Raw genomic sequence first — 17,649 nt, 5'->3', positions numbered from 1 at the left:
GCGATTGTCGATCGATTCGCGGATTCGACTTCTTCGGTAACGAGCAACAAAAAACGGGGCCCGCTGGGCCCCGTTTCTTTTTGACTCACGCGTTCAGTTCGACAACAGCATCCGCTCGAGTTGCTGAAGGATTTCGTCCCGCTTTTCTCGCGTCAGGCCGCGCAGCCGCAGTTCCAGTCGATCTTCGCCGTACGACTTCAGATCGCCGACTGATACGCCGTTCAGCTTGATCTCGTGCCGTTGCGCATATCGTTGCCGGCTCGCGGGCTTCGGGCTTTCCTGCGAGGTCGCCCTTCCCTTCACGATGTCGGCCACCTGGCGGGTGCTGAGATCATCGGACAGGATCTTGTTGATGAGGCGCAGCGTTGAGTCGGTGCCTCGCGCCGTATGGTATCGGCCGACTTGATACGCCATGTTCGAACCAAAGCGATCCGGTCGCGCGACCATCTCCTGCATCACGGCCTCGGGCAGTTTGCCGATCGAGAGCGCGACGGCGACCGTCGATTCGTCGAGTCCGAGATGCTCGGCCAGTTCCTTCTGGCTCTGAAAATACTTTTCCTCGAGAAAGCGCTTCCAGACGATCGCATTGTCGAAGACCGTTTGCGAGTCGCGCTGGACGTTGAGGTCGTAGCCGAGCTTGTAGCTCTGAATGCCGATCGGCAGATCGATGACGATTGCCTTGACCGATTCCTTGTTCGCTTCCTTCAGCGCACGGACGCGGCGGCCGCCATCGCTGACGAAGTAGGAGCCGGGATTGTCGTAATCGGGGATGACGTGAATTGCTTGCTGCTGCCCTTGCTTTGCCAGATTGACGGCAAGTTCCGCGATCGACGATTTCAGATAAAAGTGCCGAGGATTGAAGGGGCTCGGCTTGATCGTCTTGAGCGGCAGTTCGATCACCTGGCCGGGCTGATAGCGATTCTCGATTCGCCACGTGCGATAGTGGCTCGATTCGTCGGCCGGATCTGTAGGAGGCGTTTCGACGATGGTGACAGGAATGTTTTTCTTCGATGATTTGCTGGCGGGAGCAGCGGGAGCAGCGGGTGCGGCTGGGTCGGACTTGACGAGACCATCGATCGCGTTGAGCCGGTCGAGCGCCGTGCGCTTTTCGCTGGTTGTGATGTCGGGGCGCGCTTGGAAGCCTTTGGCGAATTGAGAGGGTTTCATTCAGGGTCCTTTATGCGCATAAAGTCAGGGCAGCATCGCGCCGATCTCGTCGGCACATGCACGGATTTCCGCCGCTGCGAGCTTTGCGCCGCGGTCGTTCATTTGCAAGACGGTTTGGCCTAGCGCCATCGCTTGTTTATAGGCTTCTCGCGTGGGAATTTGCGTCCTGAGGAGCGGGAAGCCGAGTTCTTCGAGTGCACGCTTCAATTCGCGCGTGAGCATCCGCTTCTCTTCGGTCTTGTTCAGCAGAAACACGGCGCGAAGATCCTCGTTCATCACCTGCGCTTGCTGAATCAGTTTGACGAGGCCGACGCTCGACCAATAGTCGGCCGGCGACGACGAAGTCGGGATCACCGCGATCGTCGCGGCGAGCAGTACGACACCGGACACCTTCTCGGTGATCGACGGCGGGCAGTCGACGATGATGACGTCGTAGTCGTTGATGAATTTCTTGATTTCGCGGTGAATCTGGCTGCCCGCTTCGGCGAGGTTGACGACGGGGAACGGGATGCCGGTGTCGCTATCTGCGGAGGCGCTGGACCAGTGAACGAGGGTGTTTTGGCCATCGGCGTCGATTACCAGAACGCGTCGCCCTTTTTCGTGGAATGCGGCGCCGAGGTGCATCGCAATGGTGCTCTTGCCGACACCGCCCTTTTGCTGAGTGACTGCAATGATTTCAGCTGCCAATTTTCACTCCTATTTTGATCGGGAGAATTCTACCGGACGAATTTTTTATTTCAATGAATTTGTTGTGAACTGACCACGCGCTAGCCATTTGGCCGATGGTTTATGCGCATAAAGCCGAGGCGGGTGTCGGGCGAATCGACGGGGTGCGGTCGTGATGGGCGGCCGATCGATAACGCAGGTTCGACACTGCGATCTGAGTTGGTGGGCTGTAGCGCGTCGAGGGAGATCAAACTTGTGCGCGAAGCGGCCATCGTTGTCGCGCAGATGCTGATGCGATGATGTTCGAAGCCGAAGCCGAAGCCGAAGCCGAAGCCGAAGCCGAAGCCGAAGCCGAAGCCGAAGCCGAAGCCGAAGCCGAAGCCGAAGCCGAAGCCGAAGCCGAAGCCGAAGCCGAAGCCGAAGCCGAAGCCGAAGCCGAAGCCGAAGCCGAAGCCGAAGCCGAAGCCGAAGCCGAAGCCGAAGCCGAAGCCGAAGCCGAAGCCGAAGCCGAAGCCGAAGCCGAAGCCGAAGCCGAAGCCGAAGCCGAAGCCGAAGCCGAAGCCGAAGCCGAAGCCGAAGCCGAAGCCGAAGCCGAATGTCATCGCATTGCGTCGGACTTTATGCGCATAAAGTCCGACGCCGCGATATCGTCTGTTGCGTCCGTAGCCTACGATGCGCGTCGATTCAACCGCCATGGGTCAACGACAACTAAGCACTTGACGCCTAGACCTACCAGCGATTCGCCCGCAATCCCCAGCGCCCAGCCGCCTAATGCCACGGCCGCTACAATACCCGCGTCATTCACCCACTTTCATCCGCTGACCGATGATCACGATCTATCACAACCCTCGCTGCTCCAAATCGCGTGAAACGCTGGCGTTGCTCGAAACGCTCAACCAGGCCGGGGACGCCATTCATGTCGTCGAGTACCTGAAACAACCGCCGACCGTCGCGCAATTGAAGGCGCTCCATCGGCAACTGGGGCGCCCGGTGCGCGAAATGATCCGTGACAACGAGGTGCCTTACAAGGACCTCAATCTTGATGATCCCGCCATATCTGATACGCAGCTGTATGACGCGATCGCGGAGCACCCGCTCCTGTTGCAGCGCCCTATCGTCGTGTACGGCGATAAGGCAGTGATCGGTCGCCCGCCTGAAGTAGTGAAATCGTTGTTCGAATAATTATTGAAAAAATAAACTTTCGAAGAGAGTGTCGGTCCGGCAGCTTTCCTTGCTACGGATGCAGCCGGCCTGAGGCTTATCAGGCCAGCTATCGTGGTTGTCCAAGCGCAGCGTGGCAGAAGCGGTTTGAGCGCGCGTAGTTGCTCGCCCGATCCCGAGCAATTTCAGGCGAACGTCGAATTTGCCGCGCCGCTTGTAGATCGGCTGACCTGGCATTGAACGATCCACGCGGTTCTCCACCGCCCCGGCCACGCGCGATTCGTGCGCATCGAGGAACGAGGAGCGCTCACTCGCCCTGTTCCGTCCCGCGCCCGCCTGACACGCGCGCCGCCTCCCGCAGCAAGCGAATCTGCATGCGATAGTTGCGGCAGCCGGAGCAGGCCGGCAGATGCACGCGCACCCGGAGCCGTTCGTCGAGCGACAGCGAACGATCGAGTTCGTCCGACAATAGCCGCGTGATGTCCTTACATTTCCCCAGTAGCATCTTCGGTCGTCAGGCCTTTTTCGGTGAGACAGGTGCGCAGCCGGGTTCGTGCGCGGTATAGCAGGACGCTGCAATGATTCGCCTTCAACTCGAGCTCCATGCAGATGTCCTCGATGGCGAAGTCGAGGAATTCGCGCATCATGAACACGCGGCCGATCTGCTCCGGCAGATGATCGAGACACATCTCGAACAGCATCCAGAATTGCCGCTGCTGCAGGACGGTTTCCGGCTTCGGCCACGGACGCGGCTTCGCATGCGGCGCCCAGTGGCCATTGTCCGCGAACAGTTCGCGATCGAGAAGTGCTTCGCCGTCGAGTTCGGCGTCGAGCGCCGACGCATTGATCGTCCGCCGGCGCGCCCGCATCGTGTCGATCAGTTTGTTGCGCAGGATGCCGAACACCCAGGTCTTGTGGCTCGACTGTCCGTCGAAGCGCCCGGCCTGAGCCCACGCGGCCGCAAGCGCTTCCTGGACGGCGTCTTCGGCTGCATCGGCATCGCGCAATTGCAGGCGCGCGAAGCGGAGTAAATCGTGGCGCAATTGCGCGAGATAGGCGGGATCGTCGTGCGCGGGGCGCGCGTGCTGCATGGGATGGCTTCCGGTTCGTGCCCGCGCACACGGCACGCGCAGGCGGCAGCGCAAGATTATCCATGCGACGCGCGTCGTTGCAAGGGTGTTGCAAGCGATGCGTGTCGTTGTCGGGCGCGTTCGCGTTTCTCGACGCGCCGTCGCGCGCTATGCTCTCATCGTAGACCATGCCGCCAATCGGCAACATACGCGCTGAACTGACATCGGCGATATAAATGGAACGGCTATACATATTCACAAAGTTATCCACATTTTCTGTGGATAACTTTGTGGAAATCCGATCCGAAGCCCCGATCTACCGGGATTCAAGCTGGCTTGCTCATAAAAGGGCCAATTGATGCGAAATCAGAAACAAAACAGATTGATTACCTACTGAACGGAAGGAGAATCAGATGGCTTATCGAATTGCGGTGATTGTCGGCAGTCTGCGGCGCGAATCGTTCAATCGCGCGCTCGCGCAGGCCGTGATTTCGCTTGCGCCCGCCGATCTGTCGTTCGAATCGATCGATATCGGCTCGCTGCCGCTATATAGCCAGGACTACGACGCGGATTTCCCCGACGTCGCGAAGCGTTTCAAACAGTCGATCGAAGCCGCGCAGGGGCTGCTGTTCGTCACGCCCGAGTACAACCGTTCGATGCCCGGCGTGCTGAAGAACGCGCTCGACTGGGGGTCGCGTCCGTGGGGCAGCAATTCGTGGACGGGCAAGCCGGCCGCCGTGCTCGGCACGTCGCCGGGCGCGACCGGCACGGCGCTCGCGCAACAGCACCTGCGCAACGTACTCGCGTATCTCGACGTCCCGACGCTCGGACAGCCCGAAATCTTCATCAAGCACGACGCGTCGAAGATCGACGCGCAGGGCAACCTCGTCAACGACGACACGCGCAAGTTCCTGCAAGGTTTCGTCGATCGCTACGCGGACTGGGTGCGCCGGCACGCGAAGCCGGCCTGAGCGATTGGCGGCGCGATCGGGACATACGGATGTCGAGGCGCGCGCGCGTTCAAGCGTTCGTCTTGGCATCGACTGCCACGGAAGGGTGACGGCTTGGCCGACGCCATCGCGGCCCGATGCTGCCCGCCAACCGCCAACCGCCAACCGCCAACCGCCAACCGCCCACCGCCCACCGCCCACCGGCTCACTCGCGCATCGCCCCATCCTTCATCGACCAACGGGCAGCCGGCGCGCCGCCGCTCACCTCAATCAGCACGCCCCGCGTGCCCCATATCGCGCTCGTGCTGAATCTTCAGCAGCAAGTCGTCGAGCAGCGCGATGTCGAACGGCTTCGACAGCAGGCGCGCATGCACGCGCCGCGTCCGGTCGAATTCCTCCGCATAGCCGGTGATGAGAATCACCGGCAGCTTCGCGTCGCCGCGCTCGATCGCCTCCGCAAGATCGATTCCGTTCATCGTGCCCGGCATGTGGATGTCCGAGATCACGAGATCGAATGCGCCGGGCGCGGTCGGCTCGGCGCCTGCTTCGTTCAGCATGCGCAGCGCGTCGTCCGCATTCGGCGCGTGCGTGACCTGGTGGCCAAGCAGCTCGAGCAGCGCCTCGGTGCCCGCCGCAACTTCGCCGTTGTCTTCGACGAGCAGGATTCTCAAGCCCGCCGGCGTCGATGCGGCCGGCTTATCGATCGCGTCCGGCGCGGCGGCGGGCGGCGCGAGCTCCATCGTGCGCGGCAGATAGAGCCGCACCGACGTGCCGGCGCCGACTTCGCTCTCGATCGTCGCCAGGCCGCCCGAACGCTCGCAAAACGCGAACACCTGCGGCAGCCCGAGGCCCGTGCCCATCCCCTTCGCCTTCGTCGTGAAAAGCGGTTCGAACGCGCGCGCGAGCACGTCGGGCGGCATGCCCAGCCCCGTGTCCTCGACCGAGATCCGCACGAAGTCGCCCGTCAGCGGAAAGCCGTCCTCGCGGCGAAACGTGATGTTGTGCGCGCTGATCTTGAAGCGGCCGCCCTGAGGCATCGCGTCGCGGGCGTTGACGGCGAGATTGATCACCGCGAGCTCGAGTTCCGCGACGTCGACGCGTACGGGCCACAAGTCGAGCTGCGCGTCGACGGCGAGCGTCGATTTCGAGCCGAGCGATGTCTTCAGCAATTCGCGGCACGACGCGAGCCATTGCGCGATGTCGATCGTCTCGCTGCGCAGCGGCTGCTTGCGCGCGACGCCGAGCAACTGGCGCGTGAGCGACTGGCCGTTCTTCAGCGCGCGCTCGATCGCGGCGAGCTCCGTGTCGAGATGCTGGACGCCGCGCCGCCGCGCGATCTGCACGTTGCTCGAGATGATCATCAGCAGATTGTTGAAGTCGTGCGCGACGCTGCCGACCAGATTGCCGAGCGCTTCCATCTTGCGCGATTGCCGGTACGCCGATTCGATCGAGCGCCGCATCGACGCCTCCGCCTGCCAGCGCTCCCACGCCTCCTCCTCCGCGCGCAGCCGCTTGAGCGACAGCCAGATCACGCCCCACAGCGCGGCGGACGGCGCGAACATCGAGATGAACAGGACGCTCAGGTGTTCGTACCAAGCGCTGCGGATCGCCGACGTGCGGTACGCGCACGACACGAACACCGGATAGCTGCCGACCTGCCGGTACGCGACGATCTCGCTGTCGCCGTCGCGCTTCACGCGCACGACGCCCGCGTGCTGATCGCCTTGCGCGCCGCCGAACGGCGTCGCGCTGTCGGCCTGCGCGGCGGCGTCGCCCGGCGCGCCGCGCGGCGCGGGCGGATACGACGCGAGCACGGCGCCGTCGCTGCGCGTGAGCGCCATCGACATCGGCGCGTCCGCGCCGCCGAGCAGATCGCGATAGAACGCATTGAAATACGCTGATTTCAGCGCGATCGACACCATTCCCGCGAACGTTCCGTCGCTGTGACGCCGCGCGACGCCCGTGTTGAACACGGGCCCCGGATTCGCCGCCTTGAGCGGCCCCGGCATCACGCGCGAGATGTGCTCGATCACCTTGCCGTCGCGGATGCCGACGAAATCGTCGCGATTCGTGATCGACGCATACGGCGCCGGGTAATAGAGGCTGTTTGCGAGCAGCATCCCGCTCGCGCCGAAGATCGACACCGACGCGACCTGCGGATAGCCGCCGCCGATCGTGTTGAGCGCGTCGTGGATGTCGGCTTCGGCGTTGCGGACCGCGGCGTCGTCGAGATCCTGCACGAGATCGACGATGCGCGCGTCGAGCGTCTCCGACAGGTCGAACACCTTCAGCGCGTGTTCTTCCGCGACGCGCACGGTGCGCATCGTCACGTCGCGCGCGGTCGCTTCGCGCGTGCGCATGTCGTTGTACGCCATCACCGCGACGTAGACGCACGGCAGCACGATCGCGGCGACGAGCATCACGATGAGCGTCACGCGCCGCACCGCGAAGTCGTGCTCCGGCGCGCCGGATGCGAACGACGCATCGTCCTCCCAATCATTGTCGGGCGGTGTCGAGCGTGAGGCGTCGGGCCGTTCGGGCGTCATGGTTGGCGAACGAGTGCAAGAGGATTGATCGGCATCATAAACGAGTCGCGCGTGCGCGCCCCGATGCGGCGCGGGCATTGCGCAAGCCCGGATTTCCTTCGCTTGCGGCGGCTTCGCGCAAACAGCGACGAATTCAAAAGCGCAAACGTAAGCAAAGGAATAATTTGCGTGCTTATCGCGAAAACAACCCGAGCTATTCCCGGATTCGAATTCGGGCTAATCAATTCTGTTCGAACCCGCAAAAATGGCGAGTTGCAACGCACGGGGTTTACTCCCAGAATCCCGCATCGCTTTCCTATGCGGAAAATGCCCGCGATGCCCGGGCGCGGCCTCGGCGAGGTTCATCCGCGGGCGGGCGCATCCGGCGTGTCGAGCCGGTTCTTGCGAGCCGAGCGGTTCGCGCGTGGTTCGTCCCTCGTATCGCCCAGTCGCACCTTGCCTAAAGAAGCGCGGCGAACCGTCGTTAACGCGAGACACACGACTCCGTTTACCGTTACGACAGCCATGCCCCTGCCGATTGTGATCGCCGACGATTCCTTGCTCGCTCGCAAGCTGCTGACGAAGGCGCTGCCGGCGGATTGGGACGTCGACGTGAACTATGCGTCGAACGGTCGCGACGCGTTGATGCTGTATCGCGACGGCAAGGCATCGGTGATGTTCCTCGATCTGACGATGCCGGACATGAGCGGCTACGAAGTGCTCGAGACGTTGCGCGGCGAGGATCTGAACACGTTCGTGATCGTCGTGTCCGCCGATATCCAACCGATGGCGCAGGCACGCGTGCGCGAGCTGGGCGCGGCGGCTTTCGTCGCCAAGCCCGTCACCTCGGAAGCATTGCTGCCCATTCTCAAGGAGTATGGGTTGTATGTCTGAGACGGTGTTGACGGCGGAGCAACGCGACGCCTTGCAGGAGATCGCCAACCTCGCGATGGGACGCGCGGCGGCGCGCCTCGCGCTTCTCCTCGGCACCTTCATCGAGCTGTCGGTGCCGCGCGTGCGCGTCGTGCGCGCGGCCGACGTCGGGCGCGTGCTGCGCGACATGACGGGCATTCACGACAACGTGACCGCCGTGCGTCAGGGCTTCCGCTCCGACATCAAGGGCGAGGCGCTGATGCTGTGCCGCAGCGCGGGCGTCGGCCAGCTCGTGTCGCTCGTCGACGATGCGTACGCGGACGGCGAGTTCGGCACCGTCACGCAGGCCGAGCTGATGTTCGACATGGCGAACGTGCTGATGGGCGCGTGCGTGTCGTCGATTCTCGACGAACTCGGGCGCACGCCGGTGTTTTCGCCGCCGGGGCTGCTCGGCGAAGACATCGCGCTCGACGACGTGTTTCAGCCCGACGTGCTCGCGTGGAGCGAGACGCTCCTGCTCGAAGTGAATTTCGGCGTCGCGGACGACGGTGCCCGCACGCATTTCGTGATGCTGCTCGCGGAAGACTCGATTCGTCACATGAGCGACGCCCTCGATACGTTGCTGTCCAGCTTATGAACCTGCTTGCTTCGCTGAGCGATCTCGTCATCGAACGGGTCAGCTTCGGTATTTTCGTGCTCGACCGCGAGATGAAGGTGCTCATGTGGAACCGGTTCATGCAGGACCACAGCGGCGTCGCCGCGGCCGACGTGATCGGCCGCAATCTGTTCGACTGCTTTCCGGAGCTGCCGCGCGCGTGGCTGTCGCGCAAGATCGAGAGCGTGTTTCAGCTCGGCAGCTTTGCGTTCAGCTCGTGGGAGCAGCGCCCGTATCTGTTCCGCTTCGATCATGACCGGCCGATCACGGGCGGCGTCGACTTCATGCAGCAGGACTGCACGTTCGTGCCGATCGCGCGCGCACGCGAAGTGGAGGCCGTCTGCGTGACGATCTCCGACGTCACGCACGTGAGCGTGATGCAGCGCGAGCGCGAGGAGGCCGTCGCGAAGCTGCAGGAATATGCGAACCGCGACGGCCTGACGGGCATTGCGAACCGGCGCTTCTTCGAGGCGCGGCTGCGCGACGAGTTCTCGCGCTGGCAGCGTTACGGCGGCAATCTGTCGGTGCTGCTGTTCGATCTCGACCACTTCAAGACGATCAACGATCGCTTCGGCCATGTCGTCGGGGACAACGTGTTGCGCGTGATGGCGCAGCGCGTCGCGGACGTCGTGCGTTCGCAGGACACGTTCGGCCGCTTCGGCGGCGAGGAATTCGCGCTGCTGCTGCCGTGCACGTCGCTCGACGAGGCGATGCAAGTGGCCGAGAAGATCCGCCAGACGATCGGCAGCACGCCGATCGAAGCGGAAGGCGCGCGGGTGCCGGTGACGGCGAGCGTGGGCGGCGCGGCCGCGCACGTGGGCGCGCTCACGCACGAGACGCTCGTCAACGAAGCCGATGCCGCGCTTTACCGCGCGAAGCGGCAGGGGCGCAATTGTTCGGTTGCGTTTGGGTGAGGTGGTGGGTTGGGAGGGGGCGATGCGCTTGCTTTGGGGGCAAATGATTAGACTGCCTGATCGCCTGATCGCCTGATCGCCTGATCGCCCAATCGCCCAATCGCCCAATCGCCCAATCGCCCAATCGCCCAATCGCCCAATCGCCCAATCGCCCAATCGATCAATCGATCAATCGATCAATCGATCAATCGGGCAACCAGCATACGCTCGAGAAACGCTGCAGCGCGCACGAAGCGAGGCGATCGGCGCGCCGCACCGCTTCGGCGCGTGAGCGGCGAGGCGGCGAGCGTCAGCCGCGCGCGATCGCGGCGAGCGTATCGGCGACGGCGTGCGGCTGCGCGATGAACGGCGAGTGGCTGCTGTCGAGCGTGTGCACGCGCGTGCGGTTGCCGGGGGCGAGCGCGTCGGCCTCGTCGACGAAGCGCTGCTGCAGCGCGGGCAGCAACACCCGGTCGCGCAGGCATTTGATGTAGTGACGCTCGATCGAGCCCCACCGCGCGGCCGTCGTCTCGATGCGCGTCGCGAACGGCGCCGCGGGCACGTCGCAACTGAGCAAATGGCCGATCGCCGTGTGGTCGGCGTCGCTGGCGTCGTCGCAGAGCGCGCGCTTCGCCGCCGCGCGGTACGCCGGGTCTTCGCTGCGCGGGTCCATCCGCAGCGCGCCCGTCGCCTTCGGGCTCGCCATCATCAGCGGCGCGAGCATCTCGCCCTGGTTCTCGGGCGCGCGCACGTAGTCGAGGCCCGTGGTGCCCGCGGTCGGCATGAACGCAGCCAGGTAGACGAGCTTCGCGATTTTCTCGGGCGCGCGCTCGGCGGCCATCGTGATCGCAATGCCGCCCATGCTGTGGCCGACCAGCACGACCTGTTCGTGACCGAGCGCGCGAGCCTGATCGACGGTGCGCAGCACGTGGTCGACGTAGTCGTCGAGCGTCGTGCCCGCGACGGGCGACGGCTCGCTCGCGAACGCGGCGGCGTCGAGCGGGCGCTGGAAGAACGATGCGGGAAAGCGGGCGTTGATGCCGTGCGCGGGCAGATCGCGCGCGAGCGCCGCGTGGCCGTGCGCGGCGAGCGCGGGAATCACCCGTTCGTAGGCCCATGCGCCGTGCCACGCGCCGTGCACGAGCACGAAAGGCAGAGGGGACGAGGCCGCGGGGTCGCGGCGGTCGGCGGTGGTGTCGCGCGGTTCGGTCGGCAAATCTGTCTCCTGTCGGTCATGGTTCTTGTGGCTGATCGTAAGCCAGCGCCATCTTAGTGAGGAATCGGCGCGGTGTCGCGTTTGATCGAGCCCCGAGAAGGTATCTTGTTGCGGGCATATGGCATGCGGGCGCCGACGGCGGATCGTTCGGCGCCGCGCGGATTGCGGGCTACCGAGCACCGCGTGCCGGATGGCGTACGCTCAACGCCGAAGCCGAAGCCGAAGCCGAAGCCGAAGCCGAAGCCGAAGCCGAAGCCGAAGCCGAAGCCGAAGCCGAAGCCGAAGCCGATGCCGATGCCGAAGCCGACGCCGAAGCCGACGCCGACGCCGACGCCGACGCCGACGCCGACGCCGACGCCGACGCCGACGCCGACGCCGACGCCGACGCCCAAGCCCAAGCCCAAGCCCAAGCCCAAGCCCAAGCCCAAGCCCAAGCCCAAGCCCAAGTCAACGGCAACGGCAACGGCAACGGCAACGGCAACGGCAACGGCAACGGCAACGGCAACGGCAACGGCAACGGCAACGGCAACGGCAACGGCGATCGAAATGCAACGGACGGCAGAAAGGCACGGATTCCGCCGAATAATGATGGGGGCGGACCATATCCGCCAAAGAGGGCGTCAACTAAATTCGAACAGCCATTAATCCATATCCAATCCGACGATTCGAGGCCGTCGGAAAACGAAATCCGCCGCCACCGCCCAGCCATCGTCGCGTTTGCGCCCCCTATTCCATCAAGCCATCCAGTTCCGCATCGTCAACGAAAACGAACCACTGGCCGCACTATTGACAAGAACCCGCCACGAACCCGTCGCACGTCGCCGCCCGCCCGTATTCGACAGCCGAACCGCGCGGCAGCGACCCTTAAAGATTGCTATACTCTCGCCCAATTCCGGTTTCCCGCCGGTAATTTGTGCCTGTCTGCGCCGATCGTTCGCGCATCTCGCACGCATTTACCATCCCAGCCGGGCATGGCTTCTTCAATCGCCCCGCAAGGGCGCCATAGCGGAGCTCGTCTTGGCCGTTTCCAATCCCGTCGTGGACGATAACGAAACCGACGCCGCTGCCGCCACATCGGGCAGCTCTTTCTATCTCGCGATGCGCATCCTGCCCGCGGAGCAGCGCGACGCGATGTTTCAGGTCTATGCGTTCTGCCGCGCGGTCGACGACATCGCCGACGAAGGCGGCCCGCGCACCGAGCGCGCGGCGCAGCTCGACCGCTGGCGCGCCGACATCGACGACTGCTATGCGGGCAAGCCGCGCGCGTCGCTCGCACCGCTCGCGCGCGAGATCGGGAAGTTCGGTCTGCATCGCGAAGACTTCCACGCGATGATCGACGGCATGGCGATGGACGCCGCCGAGGACATCTGCGCGCCCGACGAACAGACGCTCGACCTGTATTGCGACCGCGTCGCGAGCTCGGCCGGCCGGCTATCGGTGAGGATTTTCGGGATGCCGGACGAGCCCGGCCGCGTGCTGTCGCACCACCTCGGCCGCGCGCTGCAATTGACGAACATCCTGCGCGACATCGACGACGACGCGGCGATCAACCGCTGCTACCTGCCGCGCGAGCTGCTCACGCGCGAAGGGATCGCGATCACCGATCCGCAGACGATCGCGCGCGATCCGAATCTGCCGCGCGTCTGCACGACGCTCGTCGAGCGCGCGCGGCGGCATTTCGCGCAGGCCGATGCGGTGATGGATATGTCGCGGCGCGCGCAGGTTCGCGCGCCGCGCATCATGTCGGGTGCGTATCGTCTGATTCTCGAAGCCGCGGTGGCGCGCGGCTTCGCGCCGCCGCGCGCGCCGCTGCGCAAGCCGCGCGCGCGGATGCTGCTGCTCGCGGCGCGCTACGCGCTGTTCTGATTCGATGCGGGACACCGTCGATGCGGGCCGCGCACGCCCGTCGGGCCGCATCGCGACGCTCGAACGGCGGCGCGCGCCGCGCACCGCATCGCCATTTGCCGCCGCACACGGGCGGCGCCGATCCGATCGCACACAGCGCATGACGATCGGATGCGGCGTGCGCATCGTGCCGACGGTTCGCCGCGCGGCTCCCGCGCGGCGGATGCAAACCCCCGGCACGCGTACGCGCGTGTCGAACCAGGTGCTCGCGGGCGCTTGGACGGCCGCAGGCCGGCCCGCGACGAACGGGCGCGCGCTTCGACCGGGCAAGATCGCCGGGCGCGCGCGCCGTCAATAAGAGAGGGACCGATGAACGACATGACCGAAATGCAGACGCTCGACGCAGCCGCCGCGCCGGCCGCCGCCGCGCCCGCCGTGGCGGAAGGCCTCGATGCCGCCGTCGCGCGCGCGACCGACGCGCTTCTTGCCGCGCAGAACGCGGACGGCCACTGGGTCTACGAGCTCGAAGCCGATTCGACGATCCCGGCCGAATACGTGCTGCTCGTCCACTATCTCGGCGAGGAGCCGAACGTCGAGCTGGAGCAGAAGATCGCGCGCTATCTGCGCCGCATCCAGCAGCCGGAGGGCGGCTGGCCGCTGTTCACCGACGGCGCGCCGAACATCAGCGCGAGCGTGAAGGCGTACTTCGCGCTGAAGGTGATCGGCGACGACGAAAACGCCGAGCACATGCAGCGCGCGCGCCGCGCGATCCACGCGATGGGCGGCGCGGAGATATCGAACGTGTTCACGCGGATTCAGCTCGCGCTGTACGGCGTCGTGCCGTGGTACGCGGTGCCGATGATGCCGGTCGAAGTGATGCTGCTGCCGCAGTGGTTCCCGTTCCATCTGTCGAAGGTGTCGTACTGGGCGCGCACCGTGATCGTGCCGCTGCTCGTGCTGAACGCGAAGCGCCCGGTCGCGAAGAACCCGCGCGGCGTGCGCATCGACGAGCTGTTCAAGAGCGCGCCCGTCAACACGGGCCTGCTGCCGAAGCAGCCTCACCAGAGAACCGGCTGGTTCGCGTTCTTCCGCGTCGTCGACGGCGTGCTGCGCCTCGTCGACGGCCTGTTCCCCCGCTACACGCGCGAGCGCGCGATCCGGCAGGCGGTCGCGTTCGTCGACGAGCGCCTGAACGGCGAGGACGGCCTCGGCGCGATCTATCCGGCGATGGCGAACGCGGTGATGATGTACGCGGCGCTCGGCTATCCCGAAGATCATCCGAACCGCGCGATCGCGCGCCAGTCGATCGAGAAGCTGCTCGTCGTCGGCGAAGAAGAGGCGTATTGCCAGCCGTGCCTGTCGCCCGTCTGGGACACGTCGCTCGCCGCGCACGCGCTCCTCGAAACGGGCGACGAGCGTGCGCGCGAAGCGGCCGTGCGCGGCCTCGACTGGCTCGTGCCGCGCCAGATTCTCGACGTGCGCGGCGACTGGATCTCGCGCCGTCCGCACGTGCGTCCGGGCGGCTGGGCGTTCCAGTACGCGAACCCGCACTATCCGGACGTCGACGACACGGCAGTCGTCGTGATGGCGATGGACCGCGTCGCGAAGCTCGATCAGACGGATGCGTATCGCGAGCAGATCGCGCGCGCGCGCGAATGGGTCGTCGGCATGCAGAGCAGCGACGGCGGCTGGGGCGCGTTCGAGCCGGAGAATACGCAGTACTACCTGAACAACATTCCGTTCTCGGATCACGGCGCGCTGCTCGATCCGCCGACCGCCGACGTGTCGGGCCGCTGCCTGTCGATGCTCGCGCAGCTCGGCGAGACGAACGCGTCGAGCGAGCCCGCGCGCCGCGCGTTCGACTACATCCTGAAGGAGCAGGAACCGGACGGCAGCTGGTACGGCCGCTGGGGGATGAACTATATCTACGGCACGTGGACCGCGCTGTGCGCGCTGAACGCGGCGGGCCTCGGCCATGACGACCCGCGCGTGAAGCGTGCGGCGCAATGGCTGCTGTCGATCCAGAATCAGGACGGCGGCTGGGGCGAGGACGGCGAAAGCTACAAGCTCAACTATCGCGGCTACGAGCGTGCGTCGAGCACGTCGTCGCAGACCGCGTGGGCGCTGCTCGGCCTGATGGCGGCGGGCGAAGCCGACAATCCGGCCGTCGCGCGCGGGATCGACCATCTGCTCGGCGCGCAGCGCGAGCACGGCTTGTGGGACGAGACGCGCTTCACCGCAACGGGTTTCCCGCGCGTGTTCTACCTGCGCTATCACGGCTACCGCAAGTTCTTCCCGCTGTGGGCGCTCGCCCGCTATCGCAACCTGAAGCGCGCGAACACGACGCGCGTGACGGTCGGGATGTAACGGACGATGGCAAGTTCCGGCCGGTCGGCCGCGCCCGTGATCGCCGTCGCCGGGATGGCGTTCGAAGCGCGCATCGCGCGCGGCGCGGGCGTCGAGGCGGCCTATGCGGCGCGCGCCGATCGGCTCGAGCGCGCGCTCGCCGAAGCGGCCGACGCGCACGGCTGCGCGGGCATCGTCAGCTTCGGAACGGCGGGCGGGCTCGCGCCCGATCTCGCGCCGGGCGCGCTGATCGTCGCCGATGCGGTCGACGGGCCGTTCGGCGTGCTCGACACCGATTCCGCGTGGAGCGCGCGCATCGTCGCCGCGCTCGCGGGCACGCCGGTCGCGTCGCGCACGCGGCGCGGCACGGTCGCGGCGGTCGGCGCGCCCGTCGTCGACGCGCGCGAGAAGGAAATGCTGCATCGGGCGAAGGGCGCGCTCGCGGTCGACATGGAATCGCACATCGCCGGCGCGTTCGCGGCGGCGCGCGGCGTGCCGTTCGCGGTGTGCCGCGCGATCGTCGACCCGGTATGGCGCACGCTGCCGAAAGCGGCGACGGCCGGGCTGCGCGACGACGGCAGCACGGCGATCCTGCCGATCCTGCGCGAGCTCGCGAAAGAGCCTTCGCAACTCGGCGCGCTGCTGCAGGTGGCGGGCGATGCGCGCGCGGCGCGCTCGACGCTCGTGCAAGCGCGGCGGGCGTTCGAGCGTGCGGGGGCGTGGCGGATCGGTTGAGCGCGGTGCGCGGCGGGCTTCGGTGCGTCGCGCAGCGGCTTGCGATGGGGCGCGTCTCTCGCGCGAGCGCGACGTGAATCGGTTCGCCGTTCGAAATGATTGCGGCGCGCCGTCTCGGCGTCGATTTCGCTTGGCACGGCGGCGATGTCGAGTTTAGGCTGCCGCTTTCCGCTTTCCGCTTTCCGCTTTCCGCTTTCCGCTTTCCGCTTTCCGCTTTCCGCTTTCCGCTTTCCGCTTTCCGTCTCCCGTCTCCCGTCTCCCGTCTTCCGTCTTCCGTCTCGCGCTTTTCGTCTTCCCATTCGATCTGAATTCCGAGGCCGCAACGAGCGATCCGTACCCTCATGGCCATCCGTCATCGTCGGCACGGCGGGCCGCCTCCGCGGCCTCATGTTCCATGTGCGGCTGCTCGTGCTTGCCGCGCCGTTGCGCCGCCTACGCTGAGCCAAATCGCTCCGACCCCGATCCCGACCCGAATCCCCCGGTCCCGCGCGCGCATCGGCGGGCGCGCCCGGCCATCGGCCCGCTCTTCCTGCCGAGCCAGCCAGCCTCCCCGCAAACCTAGGGTTTCTCGCGACGCAAATTCCTGTTGCATTCTTTTTTGGCGGCTTAGCATCCGTCGTGACAACACATGTTGCACGATTTACAATCACGACATCGCGTGTTGCGGTGCGGCTGGTGTTCGTCGCCAATCCCCGATCGGATCGGGGCATCGCCACTCACTGCGGAGAAGAGAAATCATGGGACGCCGTTCGTTCATCAAGACAGTCGTCGCGGTTGCGCTTGCCGGCGCGAGCCTCGCGAGCGCGCATGCGAAGGAGCTCGTCGTCGGCACCGATACTTCGTTCATGCCGTTCGAGTTCAAGCAGGGCGACAAGTACGTCGGCTTCGACCTCGATCTGTGGGCCGAGATCGCGAAGGACGCGGGCTGGGCCTACAAGATCCAGCCGATGGACTTCGCCGGCCTGATCCCGGCGCTGCAGACGCAGAACATCGACGTCGCGCTGTCCGGAATGACGATCAAGGAGGAGCGCAAGAAGGCGATCGACTTCTCCGATCCGTACTATGACAGCGGCCTCGCCGCGATGGTCCAGACGGGCAACACGACGATCAAGTCGATCGACGATCTGAACGGCAAGGTGATCGCCGCGAAGACGGGCACCGCGACGATCGACTGGATCAAGGCGCACCTGAAGCCGAAGGAAATCCGCCAGTTCCCGAACATCGATCAGGCGTATCTCGCGCTGGAGGCGGGCCGCGTCGACGCCGCGATGCACGACACGCCGAACGTGCTGTTCTTCGTGAACAACGAGGGCAAGGGGCACGTGAAGGTCGCGGGCACGCCGGTGAGCGGCGACAAGTACGGGATCGGCTTCCCGAAGGGCAGCCCGCTCGTCGCGAAGGTCAACGCGGAGCTCGCGAAGATGAAGGCCGATGGCCGCTACGCGAAGATCTACAAGAAGTGGTTCGGCTCCGAGCCGCCGAAATCCTAAGCGATGAATCGCGCCGGCGCGGCGCGCCGCGCCGCGTCGATCGGAACTCAATCGGGA

General features: G+C 65.5%; 18 protein-coding genes. 10 read left to right on the top strand and 8 right to left on the bottom strand.

Annotation, left to right across the window (positions count from 1 at the left end; translation table 11 throughout):
* Positions 1 to 93: 93 nt before the first annotated feature.
* The 3 genes from WT60_RS33295 to WT60_RS34895 form a co-directional block, all read right to left on the bottom strand.
* Positions 94 to 1,167: a ParB/RepB/Spo0J family partition protein gene (locus WT60_RS33295; RefSeq protein ID WP_060355733.1), complete on the bottom strand. Its 1,074-nt coding sequence runs from the start codon at positions 1,165 to 1,167 to the stop codon at positions 94 to 96.
* Positions 1,168 to 1,191: 24 nt separating this feature from the next.
* Positions 1,192 to 1,854 carry a ParA family partition ATPase gene (gene parA / locus WT60_RS33290; protein WP_038755455.1) on the bottom strand — a complete coding sequence of 221 codons (663 nt, stop codon included), beginning with the start codon at positions 1,852 to 1,854 and terminating at the stop codon, positions 1,192 to 1,194.
* Positions 1,855 to 1,934: 80 nt separating this feature from the next.
* Positions 1,935 to 2,528, bottom strand: a complete 594-nt coding sequence (locus WT60_RS34895) for a hypothetical protein (RefSeq protein WP_186448641.1) — start codon at positions 2,526 to 2,528, stop codon at positions 1,935 to 1,937.
* Between the two features lie 130 nt (positions 2,529 to 2,658).
* On the opposite strand from WT60_RS34895, the gene arsC reads away from it, so the two are divergent.
* Positions 2,659 to 3,015: an arsenate reductase (glutaredoxin) gene (arsC, locus tag WT60_RS33280; protein WP_060355731.1), complete on the top strand. Its 357-nt coding sequence runs from the start codon at positions 2,659 to 2,661 to the stop codon at positions 3,013 to 3,015.
* Between the two features lie 286 nt (positions 3,016 to 3,301).
* On the opposite strand, the gene WT60_RS33275 is transcribed toward arsC, so the two are convergent.
* Entirely contained in the window at positions 3,302 to 3,499 is a 198-nt protein-coding gene (locus WT60_RS33275) for a zf-HC2 domain-containing protein (RefSeq protein WP_038755496.1), read from the bottom strand.
* Positions 3,480 to 4,085, bottom strand: coding sequence for an RNA polymerase factor sigma-70 (locus WT60_RS33270; RefSeq protein WP_038755498.1), 606 nt, complete (start codon positions 4,083 to 4,085; stop codon positions 3,480 to 3,482). Before WT60_RS33270 ends, WT60_RS33275 begins: the two co-directional genes overlap by 20 nt.
* A gap of 392 nt (positions 4,086 to 4,477) precedes the next feature.
* On the opposite strand from WT60_RS33270, the gene WT60_RS33265 reads away from it, so the two are divergent.
* On the top strand, positions 4,478 to 5,035 hold the full coding sequence (locus WT60_RS33265; RefSeq protein WP_038755500.1) for an NADPH-dependent FMN reductase: 558 nt from the start codon (positions 4,478 to 4,480) through the stop codon (positions 5,033 to 5,035).
* Positions 5,036 to 5,280: 245 nt separating this feature from the next.
* Here WT60_RS33265 and WT60_RS33255 read toward each other — a convergent pair whose 3' ends face one another.
* Positions 5,281 to 7,560 carry a hybrid sensor histidine kinase/response regulator gene (locus tag WT60_RS33255; protein ID WP_060355730.1) on the bottom strand — a complete coding sequence of 760 codons (2,280 nt, stop codon included), beginning with the start codon at positions 7,558 to 7,560 and terminating at the stop codon, positions 5,281 to 5,283.
* A 504-nt stretch (positions 7,561 to 8,064) separates the two neighbouring features.
* On the opposite strand from WT60_RS33255, the gene WT60_RS33245 reads away from it, so the two are divergent.
* Genes WT60_RS33245 through WT60_RS33235 form a run of 3 tightly spaced genes read left to right on the top strand, consistent with a single transcriptional unit; the run spans position 8,065 to position 9,981 of the window.
* A complete protein-coding gene (locus WT60_RS33245; RefSeq protein WP_038755504.1) occupies positions 8,065 to 8,433 on the top strand; it encodes a response regulator in 369 nt (122 codons plus the stop codon).
* Positions 8,426 to 9,049: a chemotaxis protein CheC gene (locus WT60_RS33240; RefSeq protein ID WP_038755506.1), complete on the top strand. Its 624-nt coding sequence runs from the start codon at positions 8,426 to 8,428 to the stop codon at positions 9,047 to 9,049. Before WT60_RS33245 ends, WT60_RS33240 begins: the two co-directional genes overlap by 8 nt.
* Positions 9,046 to 9,981 carry a diguanylate cyclase gene (locus tag WT60_RS33235; RefSeq protein ID WP_038755507.1) on the top strand — a complete coding sequence of 312 codons (936 nt, stop codon included), beginning with the start codon at positions 9,046 to 9,048 and terminating at the stop codon, positions 9,979 to 9,981. The genes WT60_RS33240 and WT60_RS33235 overlap by 4 nt, the downstream gene beginning before the upstream one ends.
* Before the next feature lie 289 nt (positions 9,982 to 10,270).
* Here WT60_RS33235 and WT60_RS33230 read toward each other — a convergent pair whose 3' ends face one another.
* Both WT60_RS33230 and WT60_RS34890 read right to left on the bottom strand, forming a co-directional pair.
* Complete coding sequence (locus WT60_RS33230; RefSeq protein ID WP_038755509.1) at positions 10,271 to 11,176, bottom strand: alpha/beta fold hydrolase; 906 nt, start codon at positions 11,174 to 11,176, stop codon at positions 10,271 to 10,273.
* A gap of 53 nt (positions 11,177 to 11,229) precedes the next feature.
* Positions 11,230 to 11,580 carry a hypothetical protein gene (locus tag WT60_RS34890; RefSeq protein ID WP_186448640.1) on the bottom strand — a complete coding sequence of 117 codons (351 nt, stop codon included), beginning with the start codon at positions 11,578 to 11,580 and terminating at the stop codon, positions 11,230 to 11,232.
* Positions 11,581 to 12,193: 613 nt separating this feature from the next.
* On the opposite strand from WT60_RS34890, the gene hpnD reads away from it, so the two are divergent.
* The 5 genes from hpnD to glnH all read left to right on the top strand — a co-directional run bounded on the left by hpnD (position 12,194) and on the right by glnH (position 17,592).
* Positions 12,194 to 13,042: a presqualene diphosphate synthase HpnD gene (gene hpnD / locus WT60_RS33215; RefSeq protein ID WP_059670764.1), complete on the top strand. Its 849-nt coding sequence runs from the start codon at positions 12,194 to 12,196 to the stop codon at positions 13,040 to 13,042.
* Between the two features lie 4 nt (positions 13,043 to 13,046).
* Positions 13,047 to 13,379, top strand: a complete 333-nt coding sequence (locus WT60_RS35525; RefSeq protein ID WP_052145103.1) for a hypothetical protein — start codon at positions 13,047 to 13,049, stop codon at positions 13,377 to 13,379.
* An 11-nt stretch (positions 13,380 to 13,390) separates the two neighbouring features.
* Positions 13,391 to 15,388 (top strand): squalene--hopene cyclase, encoded by a 1,998-nt coding sequence (gene shc, locus WT60_RS33205; protein ID WP_060356897.1) that lies wholly within the window; start codon positions 13,391 to 13,393, stop codon positions 15,386 to 15,388.
* Between the two features lie 6 nt (positions 15,389 to 15,394).
* Entirely contained in the window at positions 15,395 to 16,102 is a 708-nt protein-coding gene (locus WT60_RS33200; RefSeq protein ID WP_060356898.1) for a phosphorylase, read from the top strand.
* 737 nt (positions 16,103 to 16,839) lie between these two features.
* Positions 16,840 to 17,592 carry a glutamine ABC transporter substrate-binding protein GlnH gene (glnH, locus tag WT60_RS33195; protein WP_038748990.1) on the top strand — a complete coding sequence of 251 codons (753 nt, stop codon included), beginning with the start codon at positions 16,840 to 16,842 and terminating at the stop codon, positions 17,590 to 17,592.
* The last annotated feature ends 57 nt before the right edge of the window (positions 17,593 to 17,649 follow it).

Source organism: Burkholderia sp. MSMB617WGS, from assembly GCF_001532025.2.
Taxonomy (GTDB): domain Bacteria; phylum Pseudomonadota; class Gammaproteobacteria; order Burkholderiales; family Burkholderiaceae; genus Burkholderia; species Burkholderia savannae.
Note: the sequence above shows the minus strand (reverse complement) of the source record. Positions and strands in the feature narration are given on the sequence as shown.